This is a genomic window from Chitinophaga sp. W3I9 (genome assembly GCF_050434025.1).
In the GTDB taxonomy this organism is placed as follows: Bacteria; Bacteroidota; Bacteroidia; order Chitinophagales; family Chitinophagaceae; genus Chitinophaga.
Genome location: NZ_JBNPWC010000001.1, coordinates 2,517,250 through 2,533,748 on the forward strand (window position 1 = coordinate 2,517,250; position 16,499 = coordinate 2,533,748).

Consider the following 16,499-nt stretch of genomic DNA (forward strand, 5'->3'; position numbering starts at 1 on the left):
GTCGCCTCTTTTTATTTCTTCCTCTACTCATGAAATACAGGCATGGCGGGGAAATACCATCCGTTGTAAGTAATCGTTTTTTTCAATGTGGCCGTAGTGGCATCATACATCAGCACCCTGTTCACATCCCCGGTGAAGGAACCGTTCAGCGTAGTCATCACCAGTTCATTTTTATCCTTGTTATACGCTGCGCCGGCGCCATAGAAATACTGACCGGAAGGCAGTGTAATAAAAGGAGATGCAAGAGATGCCGTGTTACCAATGATATAGCGATACAGTTGGGTGCCACCGGCAAAGCCGTTGTTACGCACAATGTAAACGGCATTTTCCGTTGTAGAGGCAGTGATGGCAGCATGACGCCATGCGCCCCATGGGGAAGGTACCGTGAAAGGCAATTTCACTGCGGTTCGCGCCAGTGTAACCGGATCTATGCGGATCAGGGAATCTGCGTTGGTGGCATATACGCCGCCATCTTTACCTGCTGCAAAGGCCAGGTTGGCTGCGCCGAATTTTTTTACTACGGCATAGGTACTGCTGTTTAAAGCAACGATACCATCTGTTTGGGATAACACAAAAATATAGCTGCCGGCTTTTAACATATCACCGGTATAACCCGCTACACCAGTTACTTTAGCACCTACAGCAAGGGAAGGTAACGTGATGGGATATACGCCGTCCTTTGCACTCAGCAATCCGCGGGTGGCATCCACACCGATAAAAGCATGACCATCATTACCCGGCAGGGTGGTAATACGGCCGGTTTCCACGAGGCTGCCGGCATCTGTCACTACCAGCGGGCCGCCTGCTTTTACAACAATATACATTTTACCGTTGAAGATAGTAGCATACTGCAGCGTGTTGGATGGGCCACCCAATGCGCCTGCGGGGTTCTCTGCATGATAAATGTTAGGGACAAGACTATCGCCGCTGTAGGAGTAGAAATGCAGGTCACCGGTGCCGTGACCAAACCACCCTTCGTTGGCGATAAAAAATCCATTGCCGTATTTGCCGGCGATTAATGAAGCCGTAACACCGCCGGTACCCGTTTCGCTTGTGCGTTGGCGTTCGAGCGGCTGTAACGCATCATCTTTTTGGCAGGAAGCAACAAACAGCATCAGTGCTGCAGACAGAAAGGATAATAACTGTTTTTTCATATTTATTGTTTTATTAAGAAAATACAACGCACGTTTCTCCCGGGGCAAAACCCTGGAGAAATGATCATAATACCGGCTATCCTCCGGAATTACGCCTAAGGCTAAACGAAAAAAAATAACAGCGCATAAAATGGCTGGCAGGCCCACATTCACAGCATTTCACCCGAAAGCGTTGAATGATTAATTACAAGAGGCAGGTCTTCTGGCTTACCTGCTTTTCCGGGACCTTCCCATCTGCCGGACAGGCAGACAGTGGTATGGAGTTCATCCGGAAAAACAATTTATCTGACGATAAATGCAGGATTACAGCTACGGGGATAGCTCCGGTTTTACACCGGATTCCCTTTTAATCCGCCACGGGGCGGAACCAAATGCGGAAGCAAACCTACGGTAATTAGGTATAATTGCCAAAATGATGTGGTAGGAGGAATTTCAGTGGATGGGTTGCCTTTGTAACCTGTTAACTCATAAAAAAAGCGTGATGCAATTCAACATTGCACCACGCTTTACAAACAATATTTCTATAAAACTTATCCCTTCATCTGCCACGCCTTCGTTTTGGTAAACGCTCTCAATCCCTGGTGCGATAACGTTGCGCCAAAGCCGGAGTGCTTCCTGCCCGCCCACGGCAATCCTGCTGTAACCCGGTCGCAACAGTTCCAGTAGCCGGTACCCGCATTTACCTGCGAAAGGATTTCCTGCGCCCTTTCACCATTGGAAGAGTATACCGATGCAGTAAGACCATACTCCGTATCGTTCATTAGTTGAATAGCTTCTTTATCACTGGTTACTTTCATGATGCCTATCACCGGGCCAAAGCTTTCTTCCTGCATAATTTTCATGTTGTGATCTACATCCGTGAGAACGGTGGGCTCAAAGAAGTTGCCATCATGTACAATGATATGACCGCCGAGTTTCAGCGTGGCGCCTTTTGCACGGGCTTCCAGTACCTGGTTTTCGAGTACTTTTAACTGTTCCTTTCTCGTGATGGCGCCAAAGTACACGCCGTCGTCTGTAGGTAGTCCCAGTTTCCACGACTTCACTGCTTTTACAAATTCAGCTACATATTCATCGTATACTTTTTCATGTACATAAATGCGTTCTACTGCGCAGCAGCTCTGACCGTTGTTATAAAAGGCGCCGTCGGCTGTAGCTGATGCCACTGCTGCGATATCTTCGATGTCGTCTGTTACATACAGCGGATCTTTTCCACCCAGTTCGAGTTGACAGGGCAGCATCCTGGAAGCAACTTTTTCATAAATGTATTTACCGGTTTTATAAGAGCCGGTAAAGAAGTAGCCGTCTACCCGCAGATCCATGAGGCTTTCGCCGGTGGCTTTCCCGCCAATGGCTACCTTGAAAGCATTTTGCTCAAGACCGGCATAGTAAAAAAGTTTCTCTATTTCCATACCCGTTAGAGTAGCATATTCGGAAGGTTTATACAACACAGTATTGCCCGCCAGCAGGGCCGGAATAAAAACATTTACACCTACCAGGTAGGGATAATTCCAGGCGGAGATATTGCAGATAACGCCCAGTGGTTCGTAGGAGATTTTTTCTTTTAAGCTATCTGTATTCGTTACCCATTCGTCCGACAGGTACTTCTCTGCGTTCTCCAGCATCCAGTTAATCCTGGCTACGGCGCCGTTGATTTCATTGCGTGATTGCTGCAATGGTTTTCCGGTTTCAGCTGTAAGCACGCCCGCCAGTTTTTCCACTCTCTTTTCCAGCTGCTGGTTGAACCGGGTAATTACTTTGATGCGTTCTGCCAGTGGCTTGGCCGACCAGCGGTCGAATGCCAGCCGCAGCAACGCGGTTTTTTCAACTACCCTTGCCAGTGAATCTTCTCTGAGAACGGCGAGGGTTTGTGCGGTGGCAGGATTAAAGATTCTCATTTCGTATGGTTTCTAACTGCTTGAAGAAATTGTGTTTTGATTTGCTGGGAAAGCGGGTTGCTTTCTTTCTCCGGCATTCTTTCCGGATGCCATTGCACGCAAAGCATAAAGCCTTTACCGGTTTTATCTTTGAACTCAATACCCTCAATCATTTCATCGCTGGTGTCGGAGGTGGCGCTTACCATAATATTATTTCCCAGCCTGGCCGGGTGGATGCCCTGGTGATGCGCGCTGTTCACCTGTCCTTTTTCCTGGCCGGTAATGCTGTACAGCAATGAGTCTTTCCGGATATTTACGCCGTGTATTTTATCGCTGGTATCTTTTTTATGAATTTTGTTGGCGGCTTCGCCGATGTCTTCATATACTTTCCCGCCTTCCAGGATGTTGATGTACTGTAATCCGCGGCAGATGCCTAATACAGGCAGCTGTTGCTGTTGGGAATACTCATAGATGCGTTTTTCAAAAGCATCCCTTTCCGGCAGAAATTCCTGCGGCTGATGCGGATAGTTTTCGGCGCCGCCATACAGCGAGGGAATCACATCCACGCCACCGGTAAGCACCAGGCCATCGCAGGTATAAATATCTTCCACGTTATTACGCAGGAAGGAAAGGATCACCACTTCGAGGTCATCGCCGAGGTCTTCGGGTGTAAACCAGTTTTCATAATTGACAAAACTGGCTTCCGTATAGCTGATCCCTATCTTTTTCTTCATGATCTAAAGCGCGTTTAGGTACAACTGTTTGAAATCTTCCCGGGTAACCGGTTTAGGGTTATTGGGATGGGCGAAATCGGCAAGTGCCAGGTCTGCCAGTGTGTCCACATGTGCGTTGGTAACACCGATATCGCGGAGGTGATGCGGGATATTTATCTTTGCATTAAGACCGAAAAGATATTGTACCACTGCTTCGCCTGTTTCTTCTTTTAACTCCAGTGTTCTGGCGATGCGCCGGAATTTTTCTTCAAAGCCTGCAATATTGAATTGCATGCCATAAGGAATATTTACGGCATTAGCGAGACCGTGATGCGTGTCCAGCAGGGAGGAGAGAGGATGTGCAAGGGAATGCACCACGCCCAGTCCTTTCTGAAAAGCGATAGCGCCCATCATGGAAGCCATGAGCATGTTGCTCCTGCTTTCTATGTCCGGTTTGTTAGTAGCTTTTTCCAGTGAGTTTTTAATGAGATAGATACCTTCCAGGGCAATGCCATCACACAGGGGATGTGGATTCTTTGCCAGGAATGCTTCCATGTTGTGGGTCAATGCATCCATGCCCGTGGCGGCGGTGATAAACGGCGGCAGGTCCATGGTAAGAGCCGGATCAGCAAATACAATCTTCGCCATCAGTTTGGGTGAGAACAGTATTTTTTTCTGATGGGTGTCGTCGTCGGCAATGATGGCGCTTCTGCCCACTTCGCTACCCGTGCCGGCGGTAGTAGGTACGGTGATAAAATGAGGTACGTCGTTGGTCACATAAATATCGCCGCCTATCAGGTCGTCGTATTTAAACAGGTCTTCCCGGTGGTTAACCCGCAGCACAATGGCGCGTGCCACATCCAGCGCGGCGCCCCCGCCAATACCGATGATACTGTCGCGTTGTGTATGATCCCAGAGATCCGTGCCCTTATACACATCGCTCTTCACCGGGTTTTTGTGGATATCACTGAATACTTCCACGGAGATGTGATGTGCCTGCAGGTCACTCACGATCGATTTAAAAAATGATAATCCAGCTATCGTTGGATCGGTAACGATCATGGGCCGTGATAATCCGTTTTTCTGTAAATAGGCTGGCAGCTCGCTGATGACGCCTGCGCCGAAACGGATAGTAGTAGGAAAATTATACTGAAATGCCATATGCTGATGCTTAGATGATTTCGAAATATCTTTTAAGTTCCCAATCGGTCACTGCTTTGGCATATTGCCGCCACTCCCATTCCCTGGTTAACGTAAAATGTTCCACAAAAGGTTCACCAAACAGTTCTTTTGCAAGGGCCGATTCCTTCATTTGTTGGGTAGCCACATGAAGGTTCTGTGGTAATACACCATTCGAGGTGTCTTTGTACCCATTGCCGGTGGTCAATTTTTTTTCAAGCACCATTTTATTTTTCACGCCATACAACCCGGCAGCCAGGCAGGCGGCCAGTGCGAGGTAGGGGTTGGTATCCGAGCCAACTACCCTCGTTTCCAGGCGGGTGGCCTTTTTATCGCCCGGCAAGGCCCGTAATGCCACCGTTCTGTTGTCTATGCCCCAGGTGAGCGTAGTAGGAGCCCAGGCGCCTTCTACCAGCCGTTTATAGCTGTTGATGGTAGGCGCTATCATGGGTAATATGAAAGGTAAACAGTGCAGCTGCCCGGCGATGTAACTTTTCATGATGGCACTGATTTTATGTTCGTCGTGTTCGTCGTAAAATAAATTCTGTTGACTGCCCGCATCCCAGAGGCTCTGGTGCACATGCCCGCTGCAGCCTGGCAGGCTTTCATGGATCTTAGCCATGAAGGTGGCCATTACGCCATGTTTGTACGCGATCTCTTTTACAGCGGTTTTAAACAGTATGGCCTGGTCGGCGGCCTGTAAAACCCTGCCATACTTAATAGCTGCTTCATAAACGCCGGGCCCTGTTTCTGTATGTAATCCTTCTACCGGGATATCAAATTTTACCAGTTGTTCAAACAGGCTGCTCATGTACTCATTCTTTAACGCGCTGCGCAGGATAGAATATCCAAACATGCCGGGCGATAAAGGCGTAAGGTCGCGGAACTGTTTCTGGTGAACGGTATCAGGCGTTTCTGTAAAGTTAAACCATTCAAATTCCTGTGAGAAATACGGCAGGAAGCCACTGTTTTCGGCATCTGCCAGCACTTTTTTCAGGAGCTGCCGCGGACAGGTGTACACCGGTGCATTGTCGGCCTGTACAAAATCCCCGAGGAAAAAAGGCACATCGTTTTCCCAGGGAATTTTCCGGAAAGTGCTGAGGTCAATTTTTACCTGTGCATCGGGATAACCGGTATGCCAGCCGGTATATTTCACGTTGTCGTACACCACATCGCTCATGTCCCAGCCAAAGGTAACATCGCAGAATCCCAGCCTGCTCTCTGTTACAGACGCAAATTTTTCTGCTGCAATATATTTCCCTCTCAGTACACCGTCGATGTCCGCTACCGCTACTTTTACCTTACCCGATGGATGGTTTTTTACGTACGTTAATATTTCGGAAGTTGTCATGTGTGAGCAGGTTTAAAAATTTTGTACAACAAAAAGGAAATGGCCAACAGGGAGAAATAGATCAGTCCAAGTTGCAGGTTGAAGAAAAACATCGCAACAATGGAAATGCTGGCGATCACCAGTGCAATTACCGGGAAGGCAGGGTAGAAGGCTACCCGGAAAGGCCGTGGCAGATCAGGCTCCTGTCTTCTCAAAATAATAATAGACACCATGGAAATGATATACAAGGTGAGCGCGCCGAAAACGGATACGATAATGATTTCGGAAGTTTTGCCCGAAAGCAGTGCCAGTATCCCGATCACCATGTTGCCAAGAAGCGCGTTGGCGGGCGTATGGAACCGCGATGAAATTTTACCGAGGGCAGCAGGAAGGTTGTGTACCCTGCCCATCTCATAAGTAGAGCGCCCGGCGGCGAGGATAAGTCCGTGAAAGGAAGCCACCAGCCCGAATAATCCTACGGTGATCAGCAGGTGATACATCAGGTGACTGCTCCCGGTAATTTTTGCCAGCGCCAGCGGGAGAGGAGAGTCGGAGGTTTCCCCGCTGATCCCGTTCTTATATACAATTGCCTCCCATCCGGCAATGCCGGTGGCGGAAATAAATATAAGGACACAGAGAATGGCCAGCGTGAGGATGGCCCATCCAAAACCTTTGCTGATATCGCGCTGCGGGTTTTTGGTTTCTTCGGCTACATTGGCAATGCCTTCGATACCAAGGAAAAACCAGATGGCAAAAGGGATGGCGGCAAAGGCGCCGCCCCATCCGTTGGGAAGTGCGTTGTTGGTAAGGTGGACCGCCTGGAATTTCGGCAACGACAAACCGGCGAAGAGCAACAGTTCTCCCACAGCAAAAACGGTAACGATCACCTCAAAAGAAGCAGCAGCTTTTACACCATAAACATTCAGCCCGGTGAACACAAAATAAATGGCAATGGCACTGGTGAGGATGGGTACCTGCGGAAAAAAAGCGTTGAAATAAGCGCCGATGGCGAATGCAATGGCAGGCGGCGCCAGGATAAATTCAATGACCTGGGCTATACCGGCAATAAAGCCGATATTCTTTCCCATTGCCCTGTTTGCGTAGTCAAAAACTCCTCCTGCTTTGGGGATGGCGCAGGCCAGTTCAGCATAGCTGAAAGTAAACGTTACATACATCACCATGATCACAAGTGTGGCAATGGCCATACCTCCTGTACCGCCTTTTTCAAGGCCAAGATTCCAACCAAAATACATTCCTGAAATAACGTATCCTACTCCAAGTCCCCACAACATAAAGGGAGTCAGTGTTTTCTTTAAGCCCTTGTTTTGTGTCATTTGAAAGATCTCTATTGCGTGTATGTGTAATATAATATAAATTAAAATATTATTTTACTACAGGGAAGAAGACCTTTCCAGCCGGGCCTATTCTTTTGCAAATCGTATGGTCATAGTGGTTACTTCCCGTACCCAACGCGCCGGCTTCTTTTCGCCGGGCACTACTATTCTGAATGGCCCTATGCCGGCCGGCAGCGGCTGCCCGTCCACCTGGTCGGCCAGTATCACTACCCGGTTGGTGAAGGCGGTATCCAGTTCTGCAAGGGCAAATACTGCTTCATATCCATCGCTGGCTTTCACCAGCAGGTATTTGGACATATTTTTTCCCCTCAGCTGAGCGCCTTGTGTTACGCCTGCCTGCTGCAAAAGATCCGCTACAGGTACACCGGAATAACGATGCGGTTTCCCGTCATGATCAGTAGCCGTGACTTCCGTTTTTTTCATCCTGCTGATATCATCGGCATTGAGTTTCAGCGGGTGGGTAACTTCCCCTTGTACAATGATGGTGGCAGAAGACGTTTGTGCGGATACGACGGATGTTGCCAGTATAGCGAGAAATAACCCGGTTAATTTGAAAAGCATGATCGTTTTTAAATTAAAAGAATGGAAGACAATAATATCACTTTGCAGACAAAAAACGTAACTCCATCTGACATTAATATGCATTATTAGGCTAATGTTTAATCCGGGTCAAATGCGGTTTAAATTCTTTCCCACCCGTTTAACGCCGCTATTCTTACCTTTGACGCAAGTTAATCGCTTTATGAGTATCCGTATGCCAAAAATAGCGGGTGTAGTGATGATCACTATATTCTCCCTGCTTATTCTTTTTCACCTGCTGATCGTGGCGAAAGTTTTACCTTATTCCCTTGTATGGGGAGGAAGACTGAGGTCACCAATGGAAATGTACCGGTTAGAGGCTATCTCTGTTCTGGTGAATGTATTTTTCCTGCTGGTGGTGCTGGGGAAAAGGAAGCTATTGAAGCTGCCTGCCAATGGCAAGGTTTTAAGCCTGGTACTGTGGCTGATGTGTCTTTTATTTTTTGTAAACACCCTGGGTAACCTCATCTCCATCAATAAATGGGAGCAGCTGATCTTCACGCCAATGACGTGTATCCTGGCCGTTTGCGCCGCCATACTGGCCCGCAACCGGTAATCTTTTGAATCCACCGGCATCCAAAAATGGATGAAAAGATTACAGGAATGATGCTTAAATTACAGGGGAATAAACCGATGCTTAGATGAAAACTGGAAAAACACTCCCCGCCGCCATTACCATCTTCGGCGCCAAAGGGGATCTGACTAAAAGAAAACTGATTCCTGCGCTTTATAATCTGTACACCGATAAACACCTTCCGCCTGTATTCACCATTTATTGCGTGGATTTCCTGCCCGAAGATGAAACTGCCTTTAAACTCGACCTGCTGGCAGGGATCAATGAGTTTAGCCGCAACGGCAAAGCAGATCCGAAAGAATGGGAAGGATTTGCTAAAAATATCTCTTACCTCCAGGGCGATTTCCTGAAAACAGAAACCTATACCGGCCTGAAAGAGAAGCTGGATGCGTTTGGAAAGAAACAGAAACAAAACGGTTCCCGCATCTTTTACTTTGCAGTGGCGCCACGTTTTATCGAAATCATTGCGGAAGGCTTATACAAGCACACCATTTGCAACCGCGATGGCCTGGACCGTATCGTAGTGGAAAAACCTTTCGGCACCGACCTTGATACGGCTAAAAAACTCAACCGCTTCCTGACAAAACGTTTTGCTGAAAAACAGATCTACCGAATTGATCACTACCTCGGTAAGGAAGCCGTGCAGAACATTATGGCGTTCCGCTTTGCCAACTATGTATTTGAACCGCTGTGGAATAAAAAATATATTGATCATGTGCAGATCAGCGTGGCAGAAGAAGTAGGCGTAGGAAAACGCGGCGGCTACTACGAAGGCAGCGGCGCCCTGCGCGATATGGTGCAGAATCACCTGCTGCAGCTGTTGTGTATTGTTGCGATGGATTCACCGGAGTTTTACCAGTCGGAACTGATCCGCGATGCGAAAGTAAAAGTACTCAAAGACATCAGGCCGTATACACCGGCACAGGTGCTGAAAAACGTTATCCGTGGCCAGTATACGGCCGGTAATGTACACGGTGTGCCACGTTTGCCCTACCGTAAGGAAGAACATGTGCTGTCCGCTTCCAATACAGAAACCTTTGTGGCTGCAAGATTGTTTATTGACAACGACCGGTGGAAAGGCGTGCCTTTCTTTTTACGCACGGGAAAATCCATGCCGGTGCAATCGTCTGTAATTGTGGTGCAGTTTAAAGATTCTCCCCATAAAATTTTTAAAGACGATATCACGCCCAACAGGCTGATCATCAGTATTCAGCCGGAGCTGGAAATAAGTTTGTTGTTTGAGAGTAAAGTGCCTGGTTTGAAGATGAAATTAAAACCGGTGGAGATGGATTTCACTTACCAGGAATCTTATACAGAAACGATTCCCGAAGCATACGAAGCATTGTTGCTGGATGTGCTGGATGGTAACCCTACTTTGTTCATGCGTGCAGACCAGGTGGAAGCTGCCTGGAAAGTAGTAATGCCCATCCTGGATACCTGGAAAAAATACCCGGCAAAAGAACTGCATTTGTATAAGGCCGGCACCTGGGGGCCCACCGCGGCTACCCGCCTTGTTAAAGCCTTACGCAAAGGACTGGTTCCGTTTATCGGCAAGGGAAGACAGTATTAAATAGAAGAGTATCGAATAAAAAGAAAGGAGTCGTTTTTATAAACGACTCCTTTCTTTTTATTAGGGCGTGTAGGTAACATTACTGCCGTAGAGGATATTGGATACACCGGAGAAGTACACATGTTTATCGGTGCTGGTAAGATTGTACCAGAGATAAATACCATAACCGTTGTTCTTCGTTTGCGTGGCCAGTGAATTGGCAGTGCTCTGGCTGGTACTCTGAATGTCCACCGCCGCAGGGCCTAACTGTGCCTTTGTAAGGCCGGCTACGTTAGGTACGGAATAAGAGCCATAAATAGCATTCCAGCTGTAGTTAACAAAGTCGCCCACTTTTTTCCCACCCCACGATAACCTGGATGCTGCCGGGCCATAGTAGTAGAAGGAGATAATTTTTGTGGGCATCAGCTTACGCAGTTCATCTACCAGCATCACAAAGGAGCTGTCGTTTGGCTGCGTGGTGCCGTTGTTGCCGTAGTCGGCATACTCATCATCAAAGTCAATTCCATCCAGTCCGTAGTACGTAACGGTGTCGCTGAGCTGTTGGGCAAAGGCGCGTGCAGCGGTTCTGCTGGTGAAGTTACAGAAGCCCGCGCCCTGGTGATTGCCGAGAATAGACAGCAATACTTTCATCCCTTTATTTTGCAGGGGCACAATTTGCGTAGCCTTGTTGGCCAGCACGTTGGATACGTTGGGATTGTTGTACAGCACGGCTTTCTGGGTACTGGTGTTGTAGTTGATATTGGCGGCAAAAATAATGGCAATATCAAACAGCTGTTGCCCGCCGGTGGTTAATGTGTACTTGCCGGTATTGAGTAAACTGTTGCTGTTTACTTCTACATAACAAACAGACATGCCTCCGGCTTTGCTAACGGTTTCTACATGCGCGCCGGTGGCGCTTTTGCCGGGATCGGTTGAAATGCTGGTGTTGCTTTCTTTTTTACAGGCGGTGAAAAACAGGGCGGCGCACGCCATTCCTACGGCCAATAGCCGTAACGGGTGAAATTGTTTTTTCATAATGGAATGAATGTTTAAATGATCAGGAAATCTGGGTTCAAATTTTGGTTACGGGTTTTCCGGTCTGGTGGCTCTTATAACAAACGTATGCTCAGGTTAACTTAAAGATATTAATAGAAGAGATGGCCGGCCATTTACCGGCCATCTCCTTAAATGCTCTTTATTTTTATTTATCCCACCAGAGACGGGTACCCCCGTTATCTGCCGGTGTACTTAGCAGTTGCACGGCAGCCGCCACTGCAGCAGGATTGGTGTTATATTCATTTTGCGGGAATGGCAGTCTGCGGATCTGTATGGCCGCGTCAATGGTATTACCGCTATTGTTGTTCACTACCGGGAACAATTTAGGATAGCCGGTACGGCGGAATTCTGTCCAGGCTTCCTGTCCTTCTGGGAACATGGCCAGCCATTTCTGGGTAATGATGCGTTCCATTTTCTTAGCCACATCATCGCCTTCATTCCATTTAATAGTAATGGAAGATGGACTGCCTATATTATTCGCTGCATTCTTAGGATCGGTGTAAGCATCGGCATGACTTGAATCATTGGCAAGATAGCCGGGAGCGCTTACCTGCCACTGCGCCATAGACGTAGTAACTCCTTGCTCATACAATTGTTGCGCACTACCGCCTGCATTGCTCCAGCCTCTTACAGCTGCTTCTGCGCGCAGGAAATACACTTCTGCGGCAGTCATTACCTGCATTGGCGTTTTCAGGGTAAAAGCAGGAGAAGCGCCATCTTCTGTATTTAAGGAAGAATAGGTCTGGTACTTCGGTTTATCTACCAGGCTACCGATACGGATGCCTTTGTATACGCCTTTAAGCCCGGTGGCAGGATCAGTGGCTTTGTCCATGTACCTTGAAACCCGTGGGTCTTTAAAACCGGTGAGGTAGCACTGCAAAGAGGCGCCGATGCGGATGTCCGCCCAGTTTTTCGCAATGAAAACAAGTGGGTTGGTAAAGTCGCCGGTCACTTTTACGGTCATGTTATCGGCATTGTCAGTGATGATGCCGCCGCTGGCAGGGTTCAGCGCTTTCTCTGCTTCCGTTTTTGCGCTTGCCGGATCAGCTTTTACGATGTGCATGGCCAGGCGTAACCGCAGCGAGTTAGCGAAACGCAGCCACTGCGCAAAATTGCCGTTGTAAACGACATCAAAATTGGAAAAGTCGAAAGGCAGCTGCGTGCCGCTGTTAACCTGGGCGCGCAAACTTTCTGTTGCGGTGTCCAGCTGGGCAAAGAAACGCTTGTATACATCCTGCTGGCTGTCGTATGGAACAGATGACAGGCCTTCACCTACACGGCTATACGGAATAGGGCCGTAAATATCGGTTACACGGCTCATGGCGGTTACCTGTATTATCTGCGCCACTGCCCATACTGCCGGGAAGTTTTTATCTATGCCGCTTGCCCTCAGCTTCACTACCGGCGACATCACATTGAGATAACCCACTTTATACGCTTCCCCATTCCAGCCCGGCACCAGGCCGTAATTGGTATTATTAGAGCTGCTGAATGGATTGGGTGTCATAAAGTAACCGGAAAAACAGTCGGCATTGAGGTTCTGTTGTACCTGGTAAGAGTTGGGATCCCCGCCGCCGGAAAAGTTCAGGATCGACATCTGCGCGGATTTCAGGTACAGCCCCAGTGAATTAAAATCGGGTCCCAGCTGACCATCCGTTACGCCGGTATTGTCGGTATTATAACGTTCAAAGTTTTTAGTACATGCACTCATCCCGGTTACCAGGGCTGCAGTGGCCACCAGTAAACCAGATCTGTAACGCTTCATTTTATTATACAGTTTCATCGTTTTCAGTTTTGCGGTAAATGATTAGAAAGTGGCATTTACAGTAACGCCATAGCTGCGGGAAGCAGGTAACATAAATACATCCACACCACTCAGGCCATTAGAGGTAGACATGGTTTGCTCAGGATCGAATGGAGCTTTCTTAGAGAAGTAAAACAGGTTACGGCCGTTGGCAGATACCTTCAGTGCCTTCACTGCATTGCTTTTCAACGGGATGGTGTATCCCAGCGATGCTTCTCTCAGTCTTACAGTAGTGGCGCTGTACATATATTCCCCGGAAGCACCCGTTCTGCCGCCTACCACATTGTACCATTTCTCTGCATCTACAGAGGTAACCGGGTTGCCATTGGCATCTGCCCCGTTTACTTTTACGCCACCGGCATCCCTTGCCTGGCCGGAAGTAGCAGAAACGCCGTATCCGTCCATCATTGCCTGGGTTACAGACATTACCTGTCCGCCGAACTTACCATCTATCAGGAAGGATAAGGTAAAGTTGTTGTATGCAAAATTATTGTTCCAGCCTAATTGCCATTTGGTATTGGCATTACCAAGATATTGCATCTGGCCGCCTGCGAGAGAAGGAGCGCCATTGTTAATGATCACACGTCCCTGTGCATCACGGTTTAACACCGTACCGTAAATATCGCCAAACGAACCGCCTACCTTAAATTGTGAAGCGTAGTTGGCGCCGGTGCCGTCGCCGGTCAGGCTGAAACGGTCTACAAACGGCGACAGGGAAATGATCCTGTTGTCATTTACTGCATAGTTTAAAGCAGTATTCCACTTCAGTTTTGTATCGCGCAACACATCATACCGTATCATGGCTTCTACACCCTGGTTCTGGATATCACCTGCATTAATAAAGTAGGTGTTATACAAGGTTGCATTAGGTGCGGCAATTTCCATGGTCTGGTTAGTGGTATTGGTTTTATAGTAAGTGAGATCCACGCTCAAACGGCTGTCGAAAAAGCGCCATTCTGTACCCAGTTCCAGTGACTTTGTTTTTTCCGGTTTCAGATCCCTGAATGGAGCTGTGGTATTCACTTTTACGTTACCGCCGGTATTGATCAGGTTATCCGGTGTATTACTCTGGTAGGCCAGCGGAGAATTGCCTACAATAGCATAGGAACCACGGATCTTACCGTAGGTAATAGCCTCTGGCATTTTAAGCAGTTGGGTGAGGATTACATTCAATCCCACTGATGGATAGAAGTAAGATAACTGGTTGGTAAACGCCAGGTTGGAGGCCCAGTCATTCCTTGCCGTCAGATCCATGTATGCCCAGTCTTTGTAAGAAATATTCACACTTCCGAAAACAGATTGCCACTGGCTGTGTTTCTCCTGTGAGCTACCGGAGTTCGCTGCGTTGATCGTTTTCATGTTCTGGATGGTGAATATATTCGGGAGATATAAACCTTCCTGACCTGCTGCGAAATAGATACCGTTTGTTTTAACATCGCGGATACTACCACCAACGATACCCGTAAAATGAAAATCATTTGCCGGGATATTAAAATTGGCGATCAGGTCTCCGTATTGTTGCGTAGTGGTATTGTTGGTATAGTTATAACCGCCGTTTTTGGAGGCCAGCGTGGTTTGGGTGCCGGCATATATCTTTTGCTCATACACATCATTCATACGGTCAATACTTCCTCTTCCCTGTACATTCAACCAGGAGTTGATGTCATATTTCAGGCTGGCATTGGCGAGTATCCTGTTGCGCGAAAGCGAATTGGTGTTGCGGTTGAGGATCCACCAGGGATTCTGCTGCACATCTTCTGAAAAGGGCCAGTTCTGCACCATGAGGTTATTCCGGGAAGGATCAGGAATTTCATACTGGTCCCGGTAAGGGCTGATATCAACTCCGCGCGGGAAAAGATATAAACCGGTGAGGGGGTTGAAGTAAAACCCGGACAAAGGCGTGTTGTCAATTTTCTGGGTCATGTAATTCACATCTGCAGAAGCGGTGAGTTTATCATTCAGAAAGTGACCAGTTTCTTTGAAGCTCAGGTTGTGACGACCGAGTTTATTGCCTGCCTCTAAACCTCGTGCGGAGGTATTGGCATAAGAAAAATAAGTTTGCGCTTTTTCAGAACCACCGGCCAGGCTGATGGCGTTGGTGAAGTTGCGTCCTGTTTGAAGGAAGTCGGATACATTGTCGGTTGCGCCGCTGATTTTGCTGCCCCAGCTTTTGGTGGTAGGGTCGGCCGACTGGCCATAGTTGTTCTGGAACTTTGGCTTATAGGCAGCCTGGCTAACATTGAATCCGGATGATATATTGATAGTAGTGCGCCCCACTTTACCACTTTTGGTAGTAACAATGATTACGCCGTTGGCGCCCTGGCTGCCGTAAAGAGCGGCTGCGGATGCGCCTTTCAGTACGGAGATACTTTCAATGTCTTCCGGATTGAGGTTGGAGATAGGGTCGCCGCCATCATAAGAGGAGCTGCCACCATAAATACTTCCCGGCTGGTTTGTGATGGTGTTGTTCATCGGCACACCGTCAATTACATACAAAGCCTGGTTGCTGCCCAATCCTGATTTGCTGCCGCGCAGGATTACTTTGGCAGAACCGCCTACACCGGAAGCGCTGGAAGAAATAGTTAACCCTGCCACTTTGCCGTTCAGCGTATTTACAAGATTCGCATCTTTCGCTTTGGTAAGTTCCAGTCCATCCAGTTGCTGGGCGGAATAGGTAATGGATTTCTCGGATCTTTTGATACCGAGGGCCGTTACCACTACAGCGCCTAACTGGCTGTCCTGTACAGCCAGCGTTACCTGGATGTTGGGATCATTCCCTACGGTTACCTGTTTGCTTTCATATCCTATGATGCTGATGATCAGCACATCGCCGGGATTGGCGGCCAGGGTAAAGGTGCCCTGGGTGTTGGTAACAGTGCCTTTGCTGGTGCCTTTTACCTGGATAGATGCGCCTACAAGTGGCAGACCTTTGGTGTCGGTCACCTTGCCCTGTATGTCGATGGCAGCTATCACCGCGGCGGCGGGCACCATTGCTTTAGCCTTCGGGCTGATTACAATTGTTTTATCTACAATGTTGTAGTTAAACAGTTTGTTATTCAAACAGGCATTCAGCACCTCTGTGAGGGAGGCCTGGTTCATATTCAGATTTACCGGCGGCGCTTTCTCCAGCAGCTTCTCATCATAAATGAATTCATAACCTGTCTGGCGGCTGATGCTGTTGAAAACATCGTAAAGGGGAAGACGTTTCCCTTTGATGGTAACAGACTGAGAGAAGGTTTTGGCGCTCAGATTAAGGGTGAATACCAGTGTCAGTATTGCAGTTAATCGCATAATCAACAGTAATTTTCTTTGCATACGTCCTCCTTTCCCGG

At 48.1% G+C, this 16,499-nt stretch carries 12 protein-coding genes and 1 riboswitch; of the genes, 2 read left to right on the forward strand and 10 right to left on the reverse strand.

The features are described 5' to 3' along the window. Positions 1–23: 23 nt before the first annotated feature. The 7 genes from QFZ51_RS10580 to QFZ51_RS10610 form a co-directional block, all read right to left on the reverse strand. Positions 24–1,154: a DUF5074 domain-containing protein gene (locus QFZ51_RS10580; protein ID WP_429045651.1), complete on the reverse strand. Its 1,131-nt coding sequence runs from the start codon at positions 1,152–1,154 to the stop codon at positions 24–26. Positions 1,155–1,329: 175 nt separating this feature from the next. Then, a riboswitch (cobalamin riboswitch) is annotated at positions 1,330–1,541 on the reverse strand. Between the two features lie 143 nt (positions 1,542–1,684). Beyond that, positions 1,685–3,049, reverse strand: a complete 1,365-nt coding sequence (locus QFZ51_RS10585; RefSeq protein ID WP_370909848.1) for an aldehyde dehydrogenase family protein — start codon at positions 3,047–3,049, stop codon at positions 1,685–1,687. Then, entirely contained in the window at positions 3,046–3,762 is a 717-nt protein-coding gene (locus tag QFZ51_RS10590) for a gamma-glutamyl-gamma-aminobutyrate hydrolase family protein (protein WP_429045653.1), read from the reverse strand. The genes QFZ51_RS10585 and QFZ51_RS10590 overlap by 4 nt, the downstream gene beginning before the upstream one ends. A 3-nt stretch (positions 3,763–3,765) precedes the next feature. Continuing rightward, positions 3,766–4,902, reverse strand: coding sequence for an iron-containing alcohol dehydrogenase (locus tag QFZ51_RS10595; protein WP_429045654.1), 1,137 nt, complete (start codon positions 4,900–4,902; stop codon positions 3,766–3,768). 10 nt (positions 4,903–4,912) lie between these two features. Further along, complete coding sequence (locus QFZ51_RS10600; protein WP_429045655.1) at positions 4,913–6,271, reverse strand: glutamine synthetase family protein; 1,359 nt, start codon at positions 6,269–6,271, stop codon at positions 4,913–4,915. Continuing rightward, positions 6,268–7,584: an ethanolamine permease gene (eat, locus tag QFZ51_RS10605; RefSeq protein WP_429045656.1), complete on the reverse strand. Its 1,317-nt coding sequence runs from the start codon at positions 7,582–7,584 to the stop codon at positions 6,268–6,270. The genes QFZ51_RS10600 and eat overlap by 4 nt, the downstream gene beginning before the upstream one ends. 87 nt (positions 7,585–7,671) lie before the next feature. Beyond that, positions 7,672–8,166, reverse strand: coding sequence for a molybdopterin-dependent oxidoreductase (locus tag QFZ51_RS10610; protein ID WP_429045657.1), 495 nt, complete (start codon positions 8,164–8,166; stop codon positions 7,672–7,674). A gap of 181 nt (positions 8,167–8,347) precedes the next feature. Between QFZ51_RS10610 and QFZ51_RS10615 the strand changes: the two genes are divergently transcribed. Both QFZ51_RS10615 and zwf read left to right on the forward strand, forming a co-directional pair. After that, positions 8,348–8,740, forward strand: a complete 393-nt coding sequence (locus QFZ51_RS10615) for a hypothetical protein (RefSeq protein ID WP_429045659.1) — start codon at positions 8,348–8,350, stop codon at positions 8,738–8,740. A gap of 85 nt (positions 8,741–8,825) precedes the next feature. After that, positions 8,826–10,328 carry a glucose-6-phosphate dehydrogenase gene (gene zwf / locus QFZ51_RS10620; protein WP_429045661.1) on the forward strand — a complete coding sequence of 501 codons (1,503 nt, stop codon included), beginning with the start codon at positions 8,826–8,828 and terminating at the stop codon, positions 10,326–10,328. A gap of 60 nt (positions 10,329–10,388) precedes the next feature. Here the strand turns inward: zwf and QFZ51_RS10625 are convergent, their stop codons facing one another. From QFZ51_RS10625 to QFZ51_RS10635, 3 genes are all read right to left on the reverse strand, one after another. After that, positions 10,389–11,342, reverse strand: coding sequence for an endo-beta-N-acetylglucosaminidase H (locus QFZ51_RS10625; RefSeq protein ID WP_429045662.1), 954 nt, complete (start codon positions 11,340–11,342; stop codon positions 10,389–10,391). A 166-nt stretch (positions 11,343–11,508) separates the two neighbouring features. Continuing rightward, positions 11,509–13,146 carry a RagB/SusD family nutrient uptake outer membrane protein gene (locus QFZ51_RS10630; RefSeq protein ID WP_429045663.1) on the reverse strand — a complete coding sequence of 546 codons (1,638 nt, stop codon included), beginning with the start codon at positions 13,144–13,146 and terminating at the stop codon, positions 11,509–11,511. Positions 13,147–13,170: 24 nt separating this feature from the next. Further along, complete coding sequence (locus QFZ51_RS10635; protein WP_429045665.1) at positions 13,171–16,458, reverse strand: SusC/RagA family TonB-linked outer membrane protein; 3,288 nt, start codon at positions 16,456–16,458, stop codon at positions 13,171–13,173. Between the last annotated feature and the right edge of the window lie 41 nt (positions 16,459–16,499).